Source organism: Thermomonas fusca DSM 15424, from assembly GCF_000423885.1.
Lineage (GTDB): Bacteria > Pseudomonadota > Gammaproteobacteria > Xanthomonadales > Xanthomonadaceae > Thermomonas > Thermomonas fusca.
The window spans coordinates 31,419-52,343 of record NZ_AUIV01000002.1 but is presented as its reverse complement, the minus strand read 5'-3'; the positions used below and the strand labels follow the sequence as shown (position 1 = coordinate 52,343).

The window sequence follows — 20,925 nt, the reverse complement described above, 5'->3', positions numbered from 1 at the left end:
CGCGGCGCAGGATGGGGAGGGATGGCGTCAGCGGGCGGCGGGCTTGGGGCCGATCTCGTCCGCGCCGGCCTTGTTGGCCACCGCGTCGATCACCCGGCCTTTCTCGAAATAGACGGTGAAGGCGGGATAGACCCAGCGGTCGATGACCGGCCAAGCCTGCTTCTGGCCGCCGCGCCGATCCAGCCGTTCGGCCGGTGCGCCGAAACGGGCCTCTACCTGCGCCATGCGCAGGCCGCGCGTGGGCAGGTTGCCGGTTTCTTCCTGCACGCGCTGGATCAGCAGCGTATCGCCGGCACAGGCGATACCCGAGACAGTGGCGAGCAGGGCAAGGACGAGGGTGCGGGACGTGCGGCGCATGGCGAAGCTCCCGAGGGGTTGGAGGCCGGATTCTATGCCGATACGCAAAAGGCCGCCTTGCGGCGGCCTTCACGGATCGGGCCGCGCGCAGGGCGCGGCGCCTTCACGCCGGTCTCAGCGCTGGCGCGCCTTGAAACGCGGGTTGGACTTGCAGATCACGAAGACCTTGCCACGACGGCGAACCACCTTGCAGTCGCGGTGACGGGCCTTCGCCGACTTCAGGGAGGACAGGACCTTCATGATGAAACCTCGGCAAATGGAATGGGATGAAACGAAGCCGCGCATTCTAACGGGTATTCGGCTGCCTTTTCAACAGGTTGGCATGTTTCCTTCGCGCGGCCTGCGCCGCATGCGGGTTGGTTCCATAATGCCGGCCATGAATTCCTCCGTTCCGGTTCTCACCATCGACGGTCCTTCCGGCTCCGGCAAGGGCACCATCAGCCGCCTCGTCGCCACCCGGCTGGGCTGGCACTACCTGGATTCCGGGGCGCTGTACCGCGCCGTCGGGATCGCCGCGGGCTGGTCCGACCTTGACCTGTCCGATGCCTCGGCGCTGGTGCGCTGCACCTTCGATACCGAGGTCGGTTTCCGCGACGACGGCGACGGCGAGCCGCGGGTCATCGTCAACGGCGTCGACGCCACCCTGGAGTTGCGCACCGAAACCGCCGGCGCGGCGGCCTCGGCCATCGCCGCCATCCCCGAGGTCCGCTCGGCGCTGAAGGAGCGCCAACGCGCCTTCCGCAAGCCGCCGGGGCTGGTGGCCGACGGTCGCGACATGGGGACGGTGATCTTTCCCGATGCCGCTCACAAGGTGTTTTTGACCGCCAGCGCCGAGGAGCGCGCGGAAAGGCGCTATAAGCAGTTGAAAGACAAAGGGGTTTCGGTCACAATCGACGGTCTGCTGCGCGAGATCCTCGCCCGCGATGCCCGCGATGCCAGTCGCGCGGTGGCGCCGCTGCGTCCGGCAACCGATGCCGTCCTCATCGACACCACCGGCCTGCCCATCGACGTGGTGGTCGCCCGGGTATTGGACGTCGTCTCCCGATCGATCGGCTGACGGCCCCGGATCCAGCGCTGCAGAGACAGTCCCGCGGGCACGTCCGTGCCTGCGGTTTTCCTTCATCCATCACACATGGCAAAGCGCCTCCTGCGCGAACGCCAACCAACCCAAGGTGGGCCGCCCCGTTGCTGTGGGCCGCCTGTGTATCCACCCGAGATTTTTCATGAATTCCGTAGCTACCGAATCCTTCGCCGAACTGTTTGAAGCCAGCCAGACCAATTGGGCCAAGATCAAGCCCGGCGCCATCGTCAAGGGCATCGTGGTCGACGTCCGCAACGACGTCGTGGTCATCAACGCCGGCCTGAAGTCCGAGGGCATCGTTCCGATCGAACAGTTCCGCAACGACGCCGGTGAAATCGACGTCGGCATCGGCGACGAGGTCAAGGTCGCCCTTGATTCGCTCGAGAATGGTTTTGGCGAAACCGTGCTGTCGCGCGAGAAGGCCAAGCGCGCAATGGTGTGGGACGAGCTGGAAGAGGCGCTGGAAGCCAACGCCACCATCGTCGGCCGCATCAGCGGCAAGGTGAAGGGCGGTTTCACCGTCGACATCAAGGACGTCCGTGCGTTCCTGCCGGGCTCGCTGGTCGACGTGCGCCCGGTCCGCGACCCGGTCTACCTGGAAGGCAAGGAGCTGGAATTCAAGCTCATCAAGCTCGATCGCAAGCGCAACAACGTGGTCGTCTCCCGCCGTGCGGTGGTCGAGACCGAGCATTCGGAAGAGCGCGAGCAGCTGATGGAGAAGCTGGTCGAGGGCGCCGTGCTGAAGGGCGTGGTCAAGAACCTGACCGACTACGGCGCGTTCGTCGACCTCGGCGGCATCGATGGCCTGCTGCACATCACCGACATGGCGTGGAAGCGCGTGCGCCATCCGTCCGAAGTGGTGGAAGTGGGCGCCGAGCTCGACGTCCGCGTGCTCAAGTACGACCGCGAGCGCAACCGCGTGTCGCTGGGCCTGAAGCAGCTGGGCGAGGATCCGTGGGACAACATCGCCCGCCGCTACCCGTCCAATTGCCGCGTGTTCGGCAAGGTCTCCAACGTCACCGATTACGGCGCGTTCGTGGAGATCGAGCCGGGCGTGGAAGGCCTGGTGCACGTGTCCGAAATGGACTGGACCAACAAGAACGTCAACCCGGCCAAGGTGGTGCAGGTCGGTGACGAACTCGAGGTCATGGTGCTGGACGTGGACGAAGAGCGTCGCCGCATCTCGCTGGGCATCAAGCAGGTCACCAGCAACCCGTGGGAAACCTTCGCCGCCATCCACAAGAAGGGTGACAAGGTCGAAGGCCAGATCAAGTCGATCACCGATTTCGGCATCTTCATCGGCCTGGACGGCGGCATCGATGGCCTGATCCACCTGTCCGACATCAGCTGGAACTCCACCGGCGAAGACATCGCCCGCAACTACAAGAAGGGCGACACGCTCGAGGCGGTGGTGCTGGCGGTCGATCCGGAGCGCGAGCGCATCAGCCTCGGCGTCAAGCAGATGGAACAGGATCCGCTGGGTCAGTTCATGGCTGCCAACCCGAAGGGCACCAAGGTCAAGGGCACCGTCAAGGAAGTCGACGCCAAGGGTGCGGTCATCGACCTGGGCGAAGGCGTGGAAGGCTACGTGTCCGTGCGCGACATCAGCCACGAACGCACCGAAGATGCCAGCCAGGTGCTGAAGGTCGGTCAGGAAGTCGAAGCCAAGTTCGTGGGCATGGACCGCAAGGGCCGCAGCCTGCAGCTGTCGATCAAGGACAAGGACGCAGCCGAAACCGCCGAGGCGCTGGCCGAGTACAACAAGGCCCACTCCGATGCGGCCAGCGGCACCACCAAGCTGGGCGCGCTGCTGCGCGAGCAGCTGAACAGCAAGGCCGACTGATCCATCCGGCCGATTGACCTGCGGCGGCCCGGCTTCGGTCGGGCCGCCGTTTTCTCGGCGTCCGAACACCTTCGCAAATGACCAAGTCCGAACTCATCGAACTGCTTGCACGGCGCCAGCCGCACCTGAAGGCCGACGACGTCGACATGGCGGTGAAGACGCTGCTTCAGATGATGGGTGGGGCGCTGGCCGCCGGCGAGCGGATCGAGATCCGCGGGTTCGGCAGTTTTTCGCTGCACTACCGGCCGCCACGCACCGGCCGCAACCCGAAGACCGGCGATGCCGTTGCGCTGCCGGGCAAGCACGTGCCGCATTTCAAGCCGGGCAAGGAGCTGCGCGAGCGGGTCACCGGCGTGCTGCCGCTGCCGACCCAGGACTGACGCTGCGCCAGGGCGGCGGATCGACGGCCCAAGTCCGTTAAGCTTGCGGGACTGCCGCAACCGGATACCAGACCGTGGCGTCTTTCATTCGAATTGTTGCCGCCATCGCCTGCCTGCTGGCCGGCGGAGTCGTTGGCGCGCTGAATCCCCAGCCGATCGCGTTGGATCTCGGGTTCGCCACGCTGCACGCCAGCCTTGGGCTGGGCGTCCTCGTGGCACTGCTGCTGGGCGTGCTGGTGGGCGGCATGTTGTTGGCGATAGGCGTGGTAGCGCCATTGCGCCAGCGGTTGCGCCGCGCGGAAGTCGCGTGCGCATTGGCCAAGCAATCAGGGAGCTGAACGTGGATTTCCTAGACCAATGGATGTGGTTCGTCATCTTCGTGCCGCTGGCCGCACTGCTGGGCTGGGTGGTCGGCCGCCGCGGCGGCGAGCAGCACAGCGGCAACCAGGTCAGCAAGCTCTCCACCACCTATTTCCGCGGCCTGAACTACCTGCTCAACGAGCAGCCGGACAAGGCGATCGAGCTGTTCCTGCACGTCGCCGAACTGGACAAGGACACCTTCGAAACGCAGGTTGCGCTGGGCCATCTGTTCCGCCGGCGCGGCGAGGTCGATCGTGCGATCCGCCTGCACCAGGCGTTGGCGCAACGCAGTGACCTGAGCGACACCCACAAGATCCAGGCGCTGTCGGCGCTGGGCGAGGACTACATGCGCGCCGGGCTGCTGGATCGCGCCGAAACCGTGTTCAACGACCTGGCCCAGCTTGACCAGCGCGCCCCGCAGGCGCTGCGCCACCTGATCGGCATCTACCAGTCGGAGCGCGACTGGGAAAAGGCGATCGGCAACGCCACCCGTTTCGAGGAAGTCTCGGGCGAGCCGATGGGCAAGCTGATCGGGCAGTTCGAGTGCGAATTGGCCGATCGTCACCGCGCCAACGGCGAGATCGAGGCGGCGCGCGCGGCGCTGGTGCGCGCCTATGCGGCCGATCCCACCTCCGTGCGTGCCGGCATCGCCGAAGGCCGCATCGAGGCCGAGGCAGGCAACCCGCAGGGCGCCATCCGTGCGCTGGAGCGGGCGGCGCGACACGACCCGGAATACCTCCCGGTGATCCTGCCGATGCTGCTGGAAAACTACACCAGGGCCGGCGAACGTTCGGGCGCGCGCGCCTTCCTGAGCGAGATGTGCGAGCACTACCGCGGCATCGCCCCGGTGCTGGCGCTGACCCGGATGGTGGAGACGGAGGAGGGGGTCAGCGCCGCCCGCCGCTTCCTTGCCGAACAGCTCAAGGATCGCCCGTCGGTGCGCGGCGAAGCGGCACTGATCGACCTCAGCCTCGCCGACCAGGTCGACGCCGAGGCGACACTGCACGACCTCAAGCTGGTCACCGACCAGCTGCTGGTGCGCAACCCCAGCTACCGCTGCAACCGCTGCGGCTTCGGCGCGCGCAGCCACCACTGGCAATGCCCCAGCTGCAAGGAGTGGGGCACGGTGAAGCCGCTGCTGAACTATGCGGTGGTCTGAACCGGCGCTGCTCCTGGCGGCGGCTTTCGCGATTTCCTGCTTCGCCACCGCCTGGGCGCGCGCGCATGCGCGCAGCCGCGGCCTGATGGATTTGCCTGGTGAACGCCGCAGTCATGATCTGCCCACCCCGCGCGGCGGCGGCATCGGTATCGCGCTTGCGGGGCTCTGCGCCTGCGGGTGGCTGGCCTGGGTCGGCAGCGGCGCATGGATCTGGGTTGCTGTTGGCCTTGCGCTGGTGGCAGGCGCCGGCTGGTGGGACGACCATCGCCCGCTGCCGGCGTGGCCGCGCCTGCTGGCGCACCTCGTGGCGGGCGCAAGCCTCTCAGCCGGCATGTTGCAACTGGGGACACCGGCGGCCGCGGCGATGGCCGCGCTGCTGCTGGTGCCGGTGTTGGTGAACGTGTGGAACTTCATCGACGGGATCGACGGACTTGCCACGAGCCAGGCGCTGTTGGCCGCACTGGCATTCGCCTGGGTGCTGGATGGGCCGGGGCGGGTGTTGGCGCTTGTTGTGGCCGCCGCCTGCTGCGGCTTCCTGCCGTTCAACCTGCCAAAGGCGCGGATCTTCCTTGGCGACGTTGGCAGCGGCGCGCTGGGTTATCTGCTGGCGGCGCTGGTCGTCCTCGGGTTTTCTGGTCTTTCTGCCGAATGGTGGCCGATCTTGCTGCTGCCGCTCGCAAGCTGCCTGGTTGACGCCGGGATGACCCTCGCCGGGCGCATGTTTCGTGGCGAGGCGTGGTGGCAGCCGCATGTGCAGCACCTCTACCAGCGGTTGGCGCGAAGCCACGGGCATCCGCGGGTCACGCTCGGTTATGCAGGATGGACGGCGCTGTCAATCGGGATCATGCTAGGCCTTTACCGGGCGCCGGAGGGTTGGGCCCGGGTCGGCACGGCGATCTTCTTCGGTCTGTCGATAGTTGCATGGCGCGGCCTGCATCGCAGGCTTGGAAACGCAAGCGAAGGAACCGTTTGATGAGTGGATGGAAGGATCGCCTCAGGCACCGCCTGCCGCGCCTGGCGGTGGTTGGACACGATCTTGCGATGGTGTGGATCTGCTGGCAGGGCCTGCACTACCTGCGCTACGCGCTGCAGCCGACGCCGCTGGACCTCGCGCCGTTTTCCAATACCGTGATCATCGTGCTGGTCGCACAGGGGCTGGTGTCCTGGCGGGTCGGTCTGTACCGCGGGCTGTGGCGTTTCGCCAGCGTTCCTGACCTGCTCAACATCTTCAAGGCAAGCGTATTGGGCCTGCTTGCGGTGGTCGTCGGGCTGTTCTTCTACAGCAGGCTGGACCTGGTGTCGCGCGCGGCGCTGCTGTTGTATCCGTTCGTGCTGACGGTGCTGCTGGGCGCGCCGCGGCTGATCTTCCGGGCATGGAAGGACCACAGTTTGCAGCAGGCGGTTGACGGTGCGGAACGGGTGCTGGTCCTTGGTGCGGGCCAGGCCGGCGAAGCGCTGGTGCGCGACCTGCGCCGGCTCGGACGCTATGACCCGATCGGTTTCCTCGACGATGCGGCGTCGCTGCGCGGAACCCGGCTGCAGGGCCTGCCGGTGCTGGGCAGGATTCCGGAAGTGGTGCGGATCGCCAAGGAAACCGGCGCCCAGCTGCTGGTGATCGCGATGCCGTCGGTCGACGCCACGGTGATGCGCAGGGTGATCGCGCTGTGCGAGGAGAGCCACGTGCCGTTCCGCACCGTGCCGCGCCTGGCGGACATGCTGGAAGGACGCTCGCTGCCCGGGCAGCTGAAGGAAGTGGCGATCGAGGACCTGCTCGGCCGGCAGCCGCGCAGTCCGGACTGGAAGGCGATCCGCGGTTGGTTGGGTGGACGTTCGGTGCTGGTGACCGGCGCCGGCGGTTCGATCGGATCCGAACTGTGCCGCCAGTGTGCGCGCCACGGCGCCAAGCGCATCGCGCTGGTCGAGATCGACGAGCTGGCGCTGCTGACCATCGCTGCCGAGCTGCGCCGCGATTTCCCCGGCATCGAATGCATGCCGGTGCTCGGCGACTGCGGCGACCAAGCAGTCATCGCCCATGCGTTGAAACTGGTGGAACCCGAAGCCGTGTTCCATGCCGCCGCCTACAAGCAGGTGCCGTTGCTGCAGGGCCAGCTGCGCGAGGCGGTGCGCAACAACGCGCTGGCAACGCACGTGGTGGCCAAGGCCAGCCGCGAGGCGAACGTCGGCACCTTCGTGCTGGTGTCCACGGACAAGGCGGTGGATCCGGTGAACGTGCTGGGCGCCACCAAGCGGCTGGCCGAAATGGCCTGCCAATCGCTGGTGGATGCGCGCTCCACCCGCATGGTGACGGTGCGCTTCGGCAACGTGCTGGATTCGGCCGGCAGCGTGGTGCCGCTGTTCCGCGAGCAGATCCGTCGCGGCGGCCCGGTGACCGTGACCGATCCGGACGTGACCCGCTATTTCATGACCATTCCCGAAGCCTGCCTGCTGATCCTGCAGGCAGCGTCGATCGGCGCGCAGCAGGCGATCTACACGCTGGACATGGGCGAGCCGGTACCGATCCGGGTGCTGGCCGAGCAGATGATCCGCCTGGCTGGCAAGCAGCCGGGCAAGGACGTGGCGATCGAGTACATCGGCCTGCGCCCCGGCGAGCGCCTGCACGAGACGCTGTTCCACGCCGACGAGCGCTACAGCAGCACCATCTATCCCGACATCCTGCAGGCCGAGCCGCGCGCGGTGATGCAGGAGCGGATGGCGCTTGCGCTGGAAGGCTTGTGGGCAGGCGTGCGCGCCTACGATCTCGATGCCTTGGCGCATGCGCTGCGCGAAGCGGTGCCGGAGTTCAGTCCGGTCGAGGAAGAGATCGGTGCCCGCCAAGCCACCGTGGTGGTGTTTCCCGGCCGCCGCGCGAGGTCGCGATGACACGCGCGCGGTAGAATCGCCGGATGCCGAATCCGAATGCAGTGCGCCGCATCCGCAAGGCGGTGTTCCCCGTTGCAGGTCTGGGAACCCGCTTTCTTCCCGCCACCAAGACTGTTCCCAAGGAGATGCTGCCGATCGTCGATCGGCCGCTGATCCAGTACGCCGTCGACGAGGCCATCGCCGCCGGTTGCGACACCCTGATCTTCGTCACCAACCGCTACAAGCACGCGGTGGCCGACTATTTCGACAAGGCCTACGAGCTCGAACAGAAGCTGGAAAAGGCCGGCAAGCAGGAGCAACTGGCGCTGATCCGCAACGTGTTGCCGGAAGGCGTGCGCGCGGTGTTCGTCACCCAGGCCGAAGCCTTGGGTCTTGGGCATGCGGTGCTGTGCGCGCGGCCGGTGGTCGGTGATGAGCCCTTCGCGGTACTGCTGCCGGACGACTTGATCTGGAGCCAGGGCGATGGCGCGCTCAAGCAGATGGCCGACCACGCCGAGGCCAGCGGTGGCAGTGCGGTGGCGGTGCAGGACGTGCCGCGCGAGCAGACCGGCAGCTACGGCATCGTGGCCACCGATGCCTTCGATGGCCAGAGCGGCCGGATCCGCCAGATCGTGGAGAAGCCGAGTCCGGAGCAGGCCCCCAGCAACCTTGCCGTGGTCGGACGCTACATCCTCACCCCGGCCATCTTCGATCTGCTGGAAACCACCCAGAAGGGTACCGGCGGCGAAATCCAGCTGACCGATGCCATCGCTGCGCTGCTGGAAGCAGAGCGCGTCGATGCCTTCCGCTTCCGCGGCACCCGCTTCGACTGCGGCACCCATATCGGACTGATCGAGGCAACCATCCGCTATGCGCTGGACAACGAGAAACTCAGCGATGCGGCACGAGAACTGATGCAGAACGCGCTGGGTGAAATGGGCGTGGTCGAAACCTGACCCGCGCCGCTGCCAGCATTGGTCCCATGCGAAAACGGCGCCCTACGGCGCCGTTTCGTTTTCCCGCTGCGCTCAGAGCGCCTCGAAAATCCCCGCCGCGCCCATGCCGGTGCCGATGCACATGGTCACCATGCCGTACTTCTGCTGACGGCGACGCAAGCCATGGACGATGGTCGCGGTGCGTACCGCGCCGGTCGCGCCCAGCGGGTGGCCCAGCGCAATCGCGCCGCCCAGCGGGTTGACCTTGGCCGGGTCCAGCCCGCAGTCGTTGATCACCGCCAGCGACTGTGCGGCGAAGGCTTCGTTGAGCTCGATCCAGTCCAGCTGGTCCTGGCTCAGCCCGGCCTGCTTGAGCGCCTTCGGGATCGCTGCGATCGGGCCGATGCCCATCACTTCCGGGCGCACGCCGGCCACGCTGAAGCTGACGAAACGCGCCAGCGGGGTCAGCCCGTAGTCCTTGATCGCCTGCGCCGATGCCAGCAGCACCGCGCCGGCGCCATCGCTCATCTGCGAGGAGTTGCCGGCGGTGACGCTGCCGCCGAACTGGCCGTTGCGGAACACCGGGCGCAGCTTCGCCAGGCCTTCCAGCGAGGTGTCCGGGCGCGGGCCCTCATCGTGCTCCGCGAGTTTGTTGCGGGTGAGGATGCGGCTGCCATCGGCCAGGTCCGGCTGGTGGCTGACGATCTCGTACGGACTGATTTCGTCCTTGAACTCGCCGGTCGCCTGGGCCGCCAGCGCCTTCTGGTGCGAGGCCAGCGCGAAGGCGTCCTGCGCTTCGCGCGAGATCTTCCACTCCTCGGCTACCTTCTCGGCGGTGATGCCCATGCCATAGGCGATGTTGACGTGGTCGTTGTCGAACACCGACGGCGCCATCGCCACCTTGTGGCCCATCATCGGCACCATGCTCATCGACTCGGTGCCGCCGGCCAGCATCAGGTCGGCGTGGCCCAGCCGGATCTGGTCGGCCGCCAGCGCCACCGCCTGCAGGCCGGAAGAGCAGAAGCGGTTGATGGTCTGCGCGGCGATGGTATTGGGCAGGCCAGCCAGCAGCACGCCGATGCGCGCCACGTTCATGCCTTGCTCGCCCTCGGGCATGGCGCAGCCGATGATGGCGTCGTCGATGCGGTTGACGTCGATGCCCGGCGCCTGCGCCACTACGCTGCGCAGTACGTGCGCCAGCATGTCGTCGGGGCGGGTGTTGCGGAACATGCCCTTGGGCGCCTTGCCGACCGGGGTGCGGGTGGCGGCGACGATGTAGGCGTCCTGGATCTGCTTGCTCATTCGAATGACTCCGAAAATTTGGTTTTCCTTCTTCCCGGCTTCGCGGGGGAGAAGGTGCCGAAGGCGGGCGAGAGGCTCAATTCCGCAGCGGCTTGCCGGTCTTCAGCATGTGGCCGATGCGGGCCTGGGTCTTCTCCTGCTGGGCCAGCTCGACGAAGTGCTGGCGCTCCAGCTTGAGCAGCCATTCCTCGTCCACCAGCGCGCCGCGATCGACCTTGCCGCCGCACAGCACGGTGGCGATGCGTTCGGCGATCTCGTAGTCGTAGGGGCTGACGAAGTGGCCCTCCAGCATGTTGACCAGCAGCATCTTGAAGGTGGCGATGCCGACGTCGCCGGCCACCTGGATGCGCCGCGCCGGCAGCGGCGGGCGGTAGCCGCCCTCGGCCAATCCGCGCGCCTCGGCCTTGGCGATGTGCAGCAGCTCGAAGGCGTTGAAGGCAACCTTGTCGCCGGCGCGCAGCAGGCCCAGCTCCTTGGCGTTGACGGCGGAATTCGACACCTTGGCCATCGCCACGGTCTCGAACACTTTTTTCAGCTCGGCGAACACGTCGCCGCCGGGGCCAGCGGCATCGGAGGCACGCACCGCGAATTCCTTCAGCCCGCCGCCGGCCGGCAGCAGGCCCACACCGGCTTCGACCAGGCCGATATAGCTTTCCAGGTGCGCCACGGTCCGGGCGCTGTGCATCTGGAACTCGCAGCCGCCGCCCAGCGCAAGCCCGCGCACGGCGGCCACCACCGGCACCAGCGAATACTTGATGCGCTGGCTGGTGCGCTGGAAGTTCTCCACCATCGCTTCGAACTCGGCCAGCTTGCCGGCCTGCAGCGCGCCCAGCGCGCCGGCGAGATCCGCACCGGCGGAGAACGGCTCCTTCGGCTGCCAGATCACCAGGCCCGCGAACTCGCGCTCGGCGCGCGACACGGCTTCCTGCAGGCCGTCCAGCACCGCGTCGGAGACGGTGTGCATCTTGGTCTTGAAGCTGACCACGGCGACGTCGTCGCCGTCGTGCCACATCCGCAGGCCGTCGTTCTCGAACACGGTGGTGCCGGGCGCGAACTTCTCGCCAAGCAGCGGATCGGGGAAGCGCTGGCGCTGGTAGACGGGCAGGGCGGAGCGCGGCTGCATTGCGCCCTGTGACGGGCTGTAGCTGCCTTCCGCGGCGTGCACGCCGCTGCGGCCATCGACCACCCAAGCCGGCAGCGCGGCGGCGCCCATGGTCTTGCCTGCGGCGATGTCATCAACGATCCACGCCGCCACCTGCTGCCAGTCGGCTGACTGCCACGTCTCGAACGGCCCCTGCGCCCAGCCATAGCCCCAGCGGATCGCAAGGTCAACGTCGCGCGCGGTATCGGCGATGTCAGCCAGGTGGTAGGCGCTGTAATGGAACAGATCGCGGAAGCAGGCCCACAGGAACTGCGCCTGCGGATGCTCGCTGGCGCGCAGCCTGGCGAACTTCTCCACCGGACTCTTCAACTTGAGGATCTCCACCACCTCCGGCGCAGCCGCGCGGTCGGTGGGGCGGTAATCCTGCTTGTCCAGGTCAAGGACGACGATGTCCTTGCCGACCTTGCGGAAGATGCCGGCGCCGGTCTTCTGGCCCAGCGCGCCCTTGCCGATCAGCGCCTGCAGCCAGGCCGGCGACTGGAAATAGCGATGCCACGGATCGTCCGGCAGGGTGTCGGCCATGGTCTTGATGACGTGGGCCATGGTGTCCAGGCCCACCACGTCGGACGTGCGATAGGTGGCGGACTTCGGCCGGCCCAGCAGCGGGCCGGTGAGAGCGTCCACTTCATCGAAGCCGAGCTTGAACGCGGCGGTGTGGTGGATCACCGACAGGATCGAGAACACGCCGATGCGGTTGCCGATGAAGTTCGGGGTGTCCTTGGCATACACCACGCCCTTGCCGAGCTGGGTGACCAGGAAGGTTTCCAGGCCTTCCAGCACGGCGGCATCGGTGGTGGTGGCCGGGATCAGCTCGGCCAGGTGCATGTAGCGCGGCGGATTGAAGAAGTGCACGCCGCAGAAGCGGTGGCGCATTTCCTCCGGCAGCACCGAGGCCAGCGCATTGATGCCCAGTCCGGAGGTGTTGGAGGCCAGCACGGCGTGCGCCGGCACGAACGGCGCGATCTTGCGGTACAGGTCCTGCTTCCAGTCCATCCGCTCGGCAATGGCCTCGATGATCAGGTCGCAGTCCTTCAGCTGCTCCAGCCCGCCGTCGTAATTGGCCGGCGTGATGGCCTCCGCCAGCGTTTTGCCGGCCAGCGGGGCCGGGCTCAGCTTGCCGAGGTTGGCGATGGCTTTCAGCGCCACGCCATCGGGGTGGCCATCCTTCGCGGCCAGATCGAACAGCACGGTATCGATGCCGGCATTGGTCAGGTGGGCGGCGATTTGCGCCCCCATCACGCCAGCGCCCAGCACCGCGGCGCGGCGTACAAGCAATTTGTGAGACATGGTTCCTATCTCCTTGAAAATTCAGGTGGCATCGGCGTGGAAGCCGGCCGACGCGAAACGGATCAGCGCCTTGGCGGCACGCTGGCGATGGGTGGATTCGGAAACGCCGGCCGGGCGCTTGATCAGGCCGAAATCGGCCATCGCGTAGGTCAGCGCGCCGGACAGGAAGTCCAGGCGCCAGTACAGGTCTTCCTTGCCCAGCGCGGGCACGCAGGGGGCGATGGCCTTGGCGAACTCGCGCAGGACGTGGCCGTACTGGTCGGACAGGAACTTGCGCAGGCTGTCGTTGCTTTCGGCGTAGGCCCGGGCGATCACCCGGATGAAGGCGCCGCCGCCGTGGCGGTCCTGGGCCATCGCCAGCGCCGGCTCGACGAACGCGGCCAGGATTGGATCGAGTTGGCCTGGCGTGGCGTTCACCGCCTTGGCCAAGGCTTCGAGGCGCTGCGCGCTCATCACGTCCATGCGCCGGCGGAACACCTCGTTGACCAGGTTGTCCTTGCTGCCGAAGTGATAGTTGACCGCGGCGATGTTGACGTCGGCACGGCTGGTGACCTGGCGCAGCGAAGTCGAGGCGAAGCCCTGCTGGGCGAACAATTCCTCCGCCGCATACAGGATCCGGTCCTTGGTCGAGAAGTGCTGGAGACCCATGCAGATACCTCGAGTCAAACGCTTGTTTGAGCGTACGCCATACGCTGGCGTACGTCAATTGCCGTTCATCGCCGTGATACACGCCTGCAAGTGCGAAAGGGATCGCCGATCAGTTAGAATCGTCCGCAGCCATATCGGCCAAACCCGCGTCAGTACGCGGGTTTTCTGTTATCCTCGGGCGATCCGGCATGGACGCCCGCACATCCGGAGAATCCCATGGCGCTGGAGCGCACCCTTTCGATCATCAAGCCCGATGCCGTTGCCAAGAACGTCATCGGCGAAATCTATTCCCGCTTCGAGAAGGCCGGCCTGAAGGTCGTTGCCGCCAAGATGAAGCACCTGTCCAAGGCCGAGGCCGAGGGCTTCTACGCCGTGCATCGCGAGCGTCCATTCTTCAATGCGCTGGTCGAGTTCATGATCTCCGGCCCGGTGATGGTGCAGGCGCTGGAAGGCGAGGGCGCGGTGCTGAAGAACCGCGAGCTGATGGGCGCAACCAATCCGAAGGAAGCCGCCGCCGGCACCATCCGCGCCGACTTCGCCGACAGCATCGATGCCAACGCGGTGCACGGTTCGGACTCGCTGGAGAACGCGGCGATCGAGATCGCCTACTTCTTCCCGGCGACCGACGTCTACACGCGCTGAGCGAACGCCATGACTGAAGCGCGCAACCCCGCCATCGAGATCGCCCTGCTGGGCGACGATGGGGCCGCGCCTGCCTCCGCGCCGGTGGACACTGGCGCGGAGGGCCGCACCAACAGGGCAGCGGCTGTCGCCGATGCCGGCAAAACCAACATCTTCGATTTCGATCGCCCCCGCTTGGAGCGCTTCTTCGAGGAAGACCTGGGCGAGAAGAAATTCCGCGCCCATCAGGTGATGAAGTGGATCCATCACCGCTATGCCACCGATTTCGCGGACATGACCGACCTCGGCAAGGCGCTGCGCGCCAAGCTCGAACAGCGCGCGGTGGTGCGCGCGCCGCAGGTCGTGTTCGACAAGGCCTCCACCGACGGCACCCACAAGTGGCTGCTCGGCATGGACGCGAAGAACGCCATCGAAACCGTCTACATCCCCGACAAGGGGCGCGGCACCCTGTGCGTGTCCTCGCAGGTGGGTTGCGCGCTCAACTGCGGCTTCTGCTCCACCGCCACCCAGGGCTTCAACCGCAACCTGTCCACCGCCGAGATCATCGGTCAGGTCTGGGTGGCGGCGCGCCACCTCGGCAACGTGCCGCACCAGCAGCGCCGGCTCACCAACGTGGTGATGATGGGCATGGGCGAGCCGCTGGCGAACTTCGACAACGTCGTGCGCGCGATGAGCATCATGCGCGATGACCTCGGTTATGGCCTGGCCAACAAGCGCGTCACCTTGTCGACCGCGGGCATGGTGCCGCAGATCGACCGGCTGGCGCTGGAGTCCGACGTGTCTCTGGCGGTGTCCCTGCATGCGCCGTTCGATGAACTGCGCACGCAGCTGATGCCGATCAACAAGAAGTACCCGCTGGCCGAGCTGCTGGACGCCTGCGTGCGCTACGCGCTGCGCAAGAAGGGCGAATCCGTCACCTTCGAGTACACCCTGATGAAGGATGTCAACGACCAGCCCGAGCATGCGCGCGCGCTGATCGGCCTGCTGCGTGATTTCGACCGACGGGTGCAGATGAAGGGTGCGGCCAAGATCAACCTGATTCCGTTCAACCCGTTCCCGGGCACCGGCTTCCAGCGCCCCAGCGACGAGGCGATCCGCGCGTTCCAGAAGCTGCTCAACAATGCCGGCATGATCGCGCCGGTGCGGCGCACCCGCGGCGACGACATCGACGCCGCCTGCGGCCAGCTCAAGGGCCAGGTGATGGATCGCACCCGCCGTTCGGCCGAACACCGCAAGCGGCTGCAAGCAGCGGGAGCAGGCGATGCGGCGTGAGTTCGTCGTCCTGGCTGTGATCGGCGGCTTGCTGCTGACCGGTTGCAGCCAGCTTGAACGCCTGACGCTCATCCGTCCCAGCGCCCAGCACCGCGGTTACACCCAAATCGCGCCGCGCTATGACGTCAGCGGCAAGCATGGCCAAGACAGCGGCGATGCGTCCATGTTGCTGGCATCAGCATCACTGTTCTATCAGCGCGGTAAGCTGGCTGACGCGGAGGCGATGGCCCGCAAGGCGCAAAAGCTGCAACCGGCCTCCGGCGACGCCGGCACGCTGTTGGGGTTGATCGCTGATGCGCGCGGGGAGGCGGCGACCGCCGGCAAGCATTTCCAGGCCGCGGCGGCCTCGGCCCCGGGCAATGGCGTGTATGCCAACAATTACGGCAGCTGGCTTTGCGCCAACGCGCGTGCGGCCGAATCGCTGGAGTGGTTCGACCGCGCGCTGGCGGATCCGGCCTATCCCACGCCGGTGCGGGCTCTGGCCAATGCCGGCGAATGCGCGCGCAAGGCGGGGCAGCCGGCGCGCGCCGAAGCCAGCTGGCGGGCCGCGCTGGCGCTGGATGCGGTCGATGTGCAGGCGCTGGCGGGCATGGCCGCGCTCGAGCTTTCGCAGGGAAAATACCTGGAGGCGCGGGCGTTCGCCGAACGCTGGCTCGCAGTTGCGCCTAACGATGCCTCGGCGTTGCGTATTGCGATGCAGGTCGAAGAAAAAACAGGCGACAACGTGGCCGCTTCGAGTTATCGTTCACGTTTGCAGGCGATTTCTCCGGGTTCTACCACGGCACCGCGCGCGCAATGACCTCGAGCCAACAATCAGACCAGGCCCACGAGGCCCTCGCCGGCTGCGGCGAGCGCCTGCGCATTGCGCGCGAAGCCGCTGGCCTGAGCATCGATGACGTTGCCGCGCGCCTGCGCATGCCCCATCGGGTGGTGCGCTCGCTGGAGAACGAGGACTGGTCCCGGCTCGGCGCCCCGGTGTTCGTGCGCGGCCAGGTACGCAGCTATTCGCGCCTGCTCGGCCTCACCACCGCGCCGATGATGGACGCGCTGATGGTGGGGCAGGTGGAGCCGACCAAATTGGTCAGCCGCACCCACATCCCGAAAGCACAGTGGTGGGCCGAGCAAATCGGTCGGCGCCTGGTCTATATCGTGTTGACGCTTTCGCTGGCGATCCCGGTCTGGGTCGCCACCCGCCAGCATCTGGCTGGTACTGCCGAGGGCGTGGCCGCGCTGGATGCACCCGCCGATCCGGCCGCACCGGCCGAGCCAGAAGCCGACCGCACCCCGCGCACGGTGGTGGCATCGATGACCCCGGTCGCCGCCAATGCGCAGCCGGCTGCCGTAAAAGCGCTCGCCGCGGACGCGGAAATCGTGGTGCGGACCAGCGCCAAGACCTGGCTGGAAGTGGTCGCCAACGACGGCAGCACGCTGGCCAAGGAACTCCTGCCGGCCGGCGCCGAACGCCGCTATGCCGCGTCCCAGGTGCGGCGCATGACCATCGGCAACGCTTCGGCGGTGGCGCTGGAAAGCCGCGGCCGTCCGGTCGATGCGCTGGCGAACGCCCGCGCGAACGTCGCCCGCTTTGAGGTATCCTCCGACGGTTCGCTTGTCGCGTCGAACTGAACGCTTCGCCGCGCAGGCTTCCCGGAAACAGAAGAACATAACGTCCCGTCAGGATGACGGGCGAGAGGCAGCATGGCGATTGACGAACTGCTCAACGAGCACGAACAGAGCGAAAAAGTACGCAGCTGGCTGCGCAGCAATGCGCTTGGACTGATCGGTGGCGTCGGGCTTGGCCTGGCGGTGATCGCCGGCTGGCAGTGGTGGCAGGACCAGCAGCTGCAAAGCGGCATGCAGGCCAGTGCGACCTACGCACAGGCCAGCGAGGCACTCGAAGCCGGCAAGATCCCGGCGGACAAGGGCAAGAGCGTGGTCGCCGGCCTGCAGAAGGACAACCCGACGCTGGCCACGCTGGCGGCGCTGCAGCTGGCCAAGGCGCAGGTCGATGCCGGCAAGCGCGATGACGCCATCGCGACGCTGCGCGGATTGGACAAGGTCGATGCCGACCTGCGTCCGGTGGTGCGGCAGCGGCTTGCGCGGCTGCTGATCGATGCCGGCAAGGCCAAGGACGCGCTGGCGCTGCTGGACGACGAGCGTAATGCGGCGATGCTGGATGTGCGCGGCGACGCCCAGTTCTCGCTGGGCGACAAGGCCAAGGCGCAGGAGGCCTATCGCAAGGCGCTGGCGCTGGTCGACGTGGCCGATCCGCAGCACCGGCTGATTGCAATGAAACTGATCGAGGCGGGCGGCACTCCGCCGCATGCAGGGAGCAACGGTTGATGGACAAGCGAGGTTTCCTGCGCGTAATGGTTGCCGCCACGCTGGCGACGGCGATGCTGTCGGGCTGCAGTTCGGTCAAGAACCTGTTCGGCGGACGCAACAAGGACAAGACCGGCGAGCCGGCCAAGCTGGTCGATTTCACTGCCAGTGCCAAGGTCAACAAACTGTGGTCGGTGTCGGCCGGCAAGGGCGAGGATCGGCTGGGCATCGGCCAGCAGCCGGCGGTGCTCGACGGCAACGTCTACGCCGCGGCGGTGGATGGCGGCGTCAGCGCCTACGCGCTTTCCTCGGGCGCCCAGCTCTGGCACCACGAATCGAAGGGAGCGCGCCTGAGCGGCGGCCCCGGCGCCGGCGACGGGCTGGTGGTGGTTGGCGGCCTGGAAGGTGAGGTCGTGGCGCTGAATGCCGCCGATGGCCAGGAGAAGTGGACGGCCAAGGTCGGCAACGAAGTCCTGTCCGCGCCGGCGATCGCTGGCGGCATGGTGTTCGTGCATTCCAACGACGGCCGGGTCACCGCCTTCGACGCCGGAACCGGCGCACGCCGCTGGTTCCATAGCGTCGAATCACCGGCGCTGACCGTGCGCGGCACCGCCGGCATCACCCTTGGCCCGGGCATCCTGTTCGTCGGTGGCGACAATGGCACCCTGACCGCCCTGAACATGAACGACGGCAACGTGCTGTGGTCGACGCCGGTCGCCGAGGCTGACGGCCGGACCGAGCTCGAGCGCATGGCCGACGTGGATGCGGCGCCGGTGCTTGAAGGCACCACGCTTTTCGCCAGCAGCTACAAGGGCCGTACCGTCGCCATCGATGGTCCCAGCGGGCAGGTGATGTGGACCAGCGACCACGGTGGCGCGCGCGGCGCAGCTGTCAGTAACTCGGCGGTGGTCGTGACCGACAAGGGCGGCATGGTGGTCGGCCTGGACAAGAACAGCGGCGGCGCCCTGTGGCAGCAGTCTGGGTTGGCCAACCGCAATGTGTCCGCACCGGCGGTGCAGGGCGATTATGCGGTGGTCGGCGACCTCGACGGCGTGCTGCACTGGCTGCGGCTCAATGATGGTGCGTTCGCAGCGCGCAGCAAGATGGGCGACGCGATTGTCGGCAGGCCGGTGGTCGCCGATGGCATCCTGGTGGTGCAAAGCAGGGACGGCAAGCTGGCTGCGTTCGCGCTGCAGTGAGTCACCCCGGCCAGCCGGTTCCGGCTGGCACATAAGAGCGGCCCCGGCTACCCTGCCGGGGCCGCTGTTGTTTCGCCCGGACCCCGCCGGGCCTATCGAATGATGCGACGGACATCCGCCGCCAAAGGTCTGATCCATGCTTCCCCTCGTAGCCCTGGTCGGGCGCCCCAATGTCGGAAAGTCCACGCTGTTCAATGCGTTGACGCGCACCCGCGACGCGCTGGTGCACGACGAGCCGGGCGTGACCCGCGACCGCAACTACGGCGTGTGCCGGCTGCTTGAAGGGCGGCCATTCGTGCTGGTCGACACCGGCGGCATCGCCGGGCAGGACGAAGGGCTGGCGGGCGCCACCGCCAAGCAGTCGCGCGCCGCCGCCGAAGAGGCCGACCTGATCCTGTTCGTGGTCGATGGCCGCGAAGGCGCCTCGTCGCTGGACGACGACATCCTGCGCTGGTTGCGCAAGCTGTCCAAGCCGACCCTGCTGATCGTCAACAAGACCGATGGCATCGACCAGCGCACGGCGCAGGCCGAATTTTCGCGCTACGGCTTTGCCGACGTGCTGCCGGTATCCAGCGCGCACCGCACCGGCATCGACCTGCTGCTGGCAAGGACGGCGGCGCTGCTGCCGGAAGTCGGCAGCACGGAGACGCTGGACGACGACCCGACCCGCGTCCGCATCGCCTTCGTCGGCCGCCCGAACGTGGGCAAGTCCACGCTGGTGAACCGCATCCTCGGCGAGGAGCGGATGATCGCCTCGGAAGTGCCCGGCACCACCCGCGACTCGATCGCGGTGGACCTGGAGCGCGAGGGCCGCAAGTACCGCCTGATCGACACCGCCGGGTTGCGCCGGCGCGCGCGGGTGGAAGAGGCGGTGGAGAAGTTCTCCGCCTTCAAGACCCTGCAGGCGATCGAGCAGTGCCAGGTGGCGGTGTTGATGCTGGATGCCAGCGAAGGCGTTACCGACCAGGACGCCACCGTGCTGGGTGCGGTGCTGGATGCCGGGCGCGCGCTGGTCATCGTGCTCAACAAATGGGACGGCCGCACCGACTACGAGCGCCAGCAGGCCGAGGCGCTGGTGGCGCGCAAGCTGGGCTTCGTCGACTGGGCCGAGCGCGTGCGCATTTCCGCGCTGCACGGCTCCGGCCTGCGCGAACTGTTCAAGGCCATCCACCGCGCGCACGCGTCGGCGACGCATGTCTTCAGCACCGCCGACGTGACCCGTGCGATCGAGGCGGCCTACACCGCCAACCCGCCGCCGGTGGTGCGCGGGCATGTCGCCAAGCTGCGCTTCGCCCATCCGGGTGGCGACACGCCGCCCACCTTCGTCGTGCATGGCACCCGCCTGAAGACGCTCAGCTCCACCTACCAGCGCTATCTGGAGAACTTCTTCCGCAAGCGCTTCAAGCTGGTGGGAACGCCGATCCGCTTCGTGTTCCGGGAGAACAGCAATCCCTACGAAGGCAAGAAGAACGTGCTGACCGAGCGCCAGATCGAGAAGAAGCGGCGCTTGATGCGACACGTCAAGCGCGGCGGCTGATGCTGGCGACGGAGCTAAGCCTGGGCATCCTGGCAGGTGGCCGCGCAAGCCGGTTGGGCGGGCGCGACAAGGCCTGGATCGAACGCGACGGCCTGCCACAGGTGCTGCGCATCGCGCGCAGGTTCGGCGGTGAATGCGGGGCCGTGCTGGTGAGCGCCAACCGCGATCTGCCGCGCTATGCCCGACACGGACTGGAAGCGGTGCCGGACCGCCGGCCCGATGTTGGCCCGCTGGCCGGGCTGGAGGCGCTGGCTGCAGCTTGCACCACGCCGTGGCTGTTCACCCTGCCGGTGGACATCGTGGATACCGATGCCGATCTGCTGCGACTGCTGGCGAACGCGGGCGGGCAGGGCGCGGTGGCGGCCGACGACGATGGGTTGCAGCCGCTGGTGGCGCTGTATCGCGTGGATGCGCTGCGCGCTGCGCTGGCTTCCGCACTGGCGGGAGGCGAGCATTCGGTGCGGGCGATGCAGGCGGCGCTGGCGTTGCCTGTGGTCGCCTGCGAGGGCCGGCGCTTCGGCAATCTCAATACCCCCGACGATCTCGTTGCGGCCGGCTGCGCGCCGGAGTGAATGCGGCGCGA

The 20,925-nt window shown here is 67.3% G+C and carries 21 protein-coding genes; 16 read left to right on the top strand and 5 right to left on the bottom strand.

Annotated features, from left to right (window positions below; translation table 11 throughout):
- Positions 1 to 27: 27 nt before the first annotated feature.
- Both G582_RS0101245 and ykgO read right to left on the bottom strand, forming a co-directional pair.
- Positions 28 to 357, bottom strand: a complete 330-nt coding sequence (locus tag G582_RS0101245) for a hypothetical protein (RefSeq protein ID WP_028838280.1) — start codon at positions 355 to 357, stop codon at positions 28 to 30.
- A 114-nt stretch (positions 358 to 471) separates the two neighbouring features.
- A complete protein-coding gene (gene ykgO, locus G582_RS0101240; protein ID WP_010342887.1) occupies positions 472 to 597 on the bottom strand; it encodes a type B 50S ribosomal protein L36 in 126 nt (41 codons plus the stop codon).
- A gap of 136 nt (positions 598 to 733) precedes the next feature.
- On the opposite strand from ykgO, the gene cmk reads away from it, so the two are divergent.
- The 8 genes from cmk (at position 734) to galU (ending at position 8,995) form a co-directional block, all read left to right on the top strand.
- On the top strand, positions 734 to 1,414 hold the full coding sequence (gene cmk, locus G582_RS0101235) for a (d)CMP kinase (protein WP_028838279.1): 681 nt from the start codon (positions 734 to 736) through the stop codon (positions 1,412 to 1,414).
- Positions 1,415 to 1,580: 166 nt separating this feature from the next.
- Positions 1,581 to 3,281, top strand: a complete 1,701-nt coding sequence (gene rpsA / locus G582_RS0101230; protein ID WP_038052365.1) for a 30S ribosomal protein S1 — start codon at positions 1,581 to 1,583, stop codon at positions 3,279 to 3,281.
- A gap of 77 nt (positions 3,282 to 3,358) precedes the next feature.
- A complete protein-coding gene (locus tag G582_RS0101225) occupies positions 3,359 to 3,661 on the top strand; it encodes an integration host factor subunit beta (protein WP_028838277.1) in 303 nt (100 codons plus the stop codon).
- A 74-nt stretch (positions 3,662 to 3,735) separates the two neighbouring features.
- Positions 3,736 to 3,999: a lipopolysaccharide assembly protein LapA domain-containing protein gene (locus G582_RS14975; RefSeq protein WP_051246408.1), complete on the top strand. Its 264-nt coding sequence runs from the start codon at positions 3,736 to 3,738 to the stop codon at positions 3,997 to 3,999.
- Positions 4,000 to 4,001: 2 nt separating this feature from the next.
- The gene (lapB, locus tag G582_RS0101215; protein ID WP_028838276.1) at positions 4,002 to 5,180 is read left to right on the top strand and encodes a lipopolysaccharide assembly protein LapB; all 1,179 of its coding nucleotides are present in this window, start codon (positions 4,002 to 4,004) and stop codon (positions 5,178 to 5,180) included.
- Positions 5,167 to 6,153: an MraY family glycosyltransferase gene (locus tag G582_RS0101210; RefSeq protein ID WP_051246405.1), complete on the top strand. Its 987-nt coding sequence runs from the start codon at positions 5,167 to 5,169 to the stop codon at positions 6,151 to 6,153. Before lapB ends, G582_RS0101210 begins: the two co-directional genes overlap by 14 nt.
- Positions 6,153 to 8,060: a polysaccharide biosynthesis protein gene (locus G582_RS0101205; RefSeq protein ID WP_028838274.1), complete on the top strand. Its 1,908-nt coding sequence runs from the start codon at positions 6,153 to 6,155 to the stop codon at positions 8,058 to 8,060. The genes G582_RS0101210 and G582_RS0101205 overlap by 1 nt, the downstream gene beginning before the upstream one ends.
- A 23-nt stretch (positions 8,061 to 8,083) precedes the next feature.
- On the top strand, positions 8,084 to 8,995 hold the full coding sequence (galU, locus tag G582_RS0101200) for a UTP--glucose-1-phosphate uridylyltransferase GalU (protein WP_028838273.1): 912 nt from the start codon (positions 8,084 to 8,086) through the stop codon (positions 8,993 to 8,995).
- Positions 8,996 to 9,067: 72 nt separating this feature from the next.
- Here the strand turns inward: galU and G582_RS0101195 are convergent, their stop codons facing one another.
- The 3 genes from G582_RS0101195 to G582_RS0101185 all read right to left on the bottom strand — a co-directional run bounded on the left by G582_RS0101195 (position 9,068) and on the right by G582_RS0101185 (position 13,373).
- Positions 9,068 to 10,276, bottom strand: a complete 1,209-nt coding sequence (locus tag G582_RS0101195; RefSeq protein WP_028838272.1) for an acetyl-CoA C-acyltransferase — start codon at positions 10,274 to 10,276, stop codon at positions 9,068 to 9,070.
- 76 nt (positions 10,277 to 10,352) lie between these two features.
- Positions 10,353 to 12,725 (bottom strand): 3-hydroxyacyl-CoA dehydrogenase/enoyl-CoA hydratase family protein, encoded by a 2,373-nt coding sequence (locus tag G582_RS0101190; RefSeq protein ID WP_028838271.1) that lies wholly within the window; start codon positions 12,723 to 12,725, stop codon positions 10,353 to 10,355.
- A 21-nt stretch (positions 12,726 to 12,746) separates the two neighbouring features.
- On the bottom strand, positions 12,747 to 13,373 hold the full coding sequence (locus G582_RS0101185; protein ID WP_028838270.1) for a TetR/AcrR family transcriptional regulator: 627 nt from the start codon (positions 13,371 to 13,373) through the stop codon (positions 12,747 to 12,749).
- Positions 13,374 to 13,589: 216 nt separating this feature from the next.
- Between G582_RS0101185 and ndk the strand changes: the two genes are divergently transcribed.
- From ndk to mobA, 8 genes are all read left to right on the top strand, one after another.
- On the top strand, positions 13,590 to 14,015 hold the full coding sequence (ndk, locus tag G582_RS0101180; RefSeq protein WP_028838269.1) for a nucleoside-diphosphate kinase: 426 nt from the start codon (positions 13,590 to 13,592) through the stop codon (positions 14,013 to 14,015).
- Between the two features lie 9 nt (positions 14,016 to 14,024).
- On the top strand, positions 14,025 to 15,287 hold the full coding sequence (rlmN, locus tag G582_RS0101175; RefSeq protein WP_083960886.1) for a dual-specificity RNA methyltransferase RlmN: 1,263 nt from the start codon (positions 14,025 to 14,027) through the stop codon (positions 15,285 to 15,287).
- On the top strand, positions 15,277 to 16,086 hold the full coding sequence (locus G582_RS0101170) for a tetratricopeptide repeat protein (RefSeq protein WP_028838267.1): 810 nt from the start codon (positions 15,277 to 15,279) through the stop codon (positions 16,084 to 16,086). The genes rlmN and G582_RS0101170 overlap by 11 nt, the downstream gene beginning before the upstream one ends.
- Positions 16,083 to 16,910 carry a helix-turn-helix domain-containing protein gene (locus tag G582_RS0101165; RefSeq protein ID WP_028838266.1) on the top strand — a complete coding sequence of 276 codons (828 nt, stop codon included), beginning with the start codon at positions 16,083 to 16,085 and terminating at the stop codon, positions 16,908 to 16,910. The genes G582_RS0101170 and G582_RS0101165 overlap by 4 nt, the downstream gene beginning before the upstream one ends.
- 72 nt (positions 16,911 to 16,982) lie before the next feature.
- The gene (locus tag G582_RS0101160) at positions 16,983 to 17,627 is read left to right on the top strand and encodes a YfgM family protein (RefSeq protein ID WP_028838265.1); all 645 of its coding nucleotides are present in this window, start codon (positions 16,983 to 16,985) and stop codon (positions 17,625 to 17,627) included.
- Entirely contained in the window at positions 17,627 to 18,805 is a 1,179-nt protein-coding gene (gene bamB / locus G582_RS0101155) for an outer membrane protein assembly factor BamB (protein WP_028838264.1), read from the top strand. Before G582_RS0101160 ends, bamB begins: the two co-directional genes overlap by 1 nt.
- Before the next feature lie 136 nt (positions 18,806 to 18,941).
- Entirely contained in the window at positions 18,942 to 20,342 is a 1,401-nt protein-coding gene (der, locus tag G582_RS0101150) for a ribosome biogenesis GTPase Der (protein ID WP_028838263.1), read from the top strand.
- Positions 20,342 to 20,914: a molybdenum cofactor guanylyltransferase gene (mobA, locus tag G582_RS0101145; RefSeq protein WP_038052361.1), complete on the top strand. Its 573-nt coding sequence runs from the start codon at positions 20,342 to 20,344 to the stop codon at positions 20,912 to 20,914. The genes der and mobA overlap by 1 nt, the downstream gene beginning before the upstream one ends.
- Positions 20,915 to 20,925 lie beyond the last annotated feature (11 nt).

Bases quoted from the DNA above. Each gene is read 5' to 3' on its own strand.
- G582_RS0101195 (WP_028838272.1), bottom strand. From the start codon at position 10,276: ATGAGCAAGCAGATCCAGGACGCCTACATCGTCGCCGCCACCCGCACC.
- rlmN (WP_083960886.1), top strand. From the start codon at position 14,025: ATGACTGAAGCGCGCAACCCCGCCATCGAGATCGCCCTGCTGGGCGAC.
- G582_RS0101210 (WP_051246405.1), top strand. From the start codon at position 5,167: ATGCGGTGGTCTGAACCGGCGCTGCTCCTGGCGGCGGCTTTCGCGATT.
- G582_RS0101160 (WP_028838265.1), top strand. From the start codon at position 16,983: ATGGCGATTGACGAACTGCTCAACGAGCACGAACAGAGCGAAAAAGTA.
- cmk (WP_028838279.1), top strand. From the start codon at position 734: ATGAATTCCTCCGTTCCGGTTCTCACCATCGACGGTCCTTCCGGCTCC.
- rpsA (WP_038052365.1), top strand. From the start codon at position 1,581: ATGAATTCCGTAGCTACCGAATCCTTCGCCGAACTGTTTGAAGCCAGC.
- bamB (WP_028838264.1), top strand. From the start codon at position 17,627: ATGGACAAGCGAGGTTTCCTGCGCGTAATGGTTGCCGCCACGCTGGCG.
- G582_RS0101190 (WP_028838271.1), bottom strand. From the start codon at position 12,725: ATGTCTCACAAATTGCTTGTACGCCGCGCCGCGGTGCTGGGCGCTGGC.
- G582_RS0101185 (WP_028838270.1), bottom strand. From the start codon at position 13,373: ATGGGTCTCCAGCACTTCTCGACCAAGGACCGGATCCTGTATGCGGCG.
- mobA (WP_038052361.1), top strand. From the start codon at position 20,342: ATGCTGGCGACGGAGCTAAGCCTGGGCATCCTGGCAGGTGGCCGCGCA.
- G582_RS0101245 (WP_028838280.1), bottom strand. From the start codon at position 357: ATGCGCCGCACGTCCCGCACCCTCGTCCTTGCCCTGCTCGCCACTGTC.
- G582_RS0101205 (WP_028838274.1), top strand. From the start codon at position 6,153: ATGAGTGGATGGAAGGATCGCCTCAGGCACCGCCTGCCGCGCCTGGCG.
- G582_RS0101225 (WP_028838277.1), top strand. From the start codon at position 3,359: ATGACCAAGTCCGAACTCATCGAACTGCTTGCACGGCGCCAGCCGCAC.
- ndk (WP_028838269.1), top strand. From the start codon at position 13,590: ATGGCGCTGGAGCGCACCCTTTCGATCATCAAGCCCGATGCCGTTGCC.
- G582_RS0101170 (WP_028838267.1), top strand. From the start codon at position 15,277: ATGCGGCGTGAGTTCGTCGTCCTGGCTGTGATCGGCGGCTTGCTGCTG.
- ykgO (WP_010342887.1), bottom strand. From the start codon at position 597: ATGAAGGTCCTGTCCTCCCTGAAGTCGGCGAAGGCCCGTCACCGCGAC.
- G582_RS0101165 (WP_028838266.1), top strand. From the start codon at position 16,083: ATGACCTCGAGCCAACAATCAGACCAGGCCCACGAGGCCCTCGCCGGC.
- galU (WP_028838273.1), top strand. From the start codon at position 8,084: ATGCCGAATCCGAATGCAGTGCGCCGCATCCGCAAGGCGGTGTTCCCC.
- der (WP_028838263.1), top strand. From the start codon at position 18,942: ATGCTTCCCCTCGTAGCCCTGGTCGGGCGCCCCAATGTCGGAAAGTCC.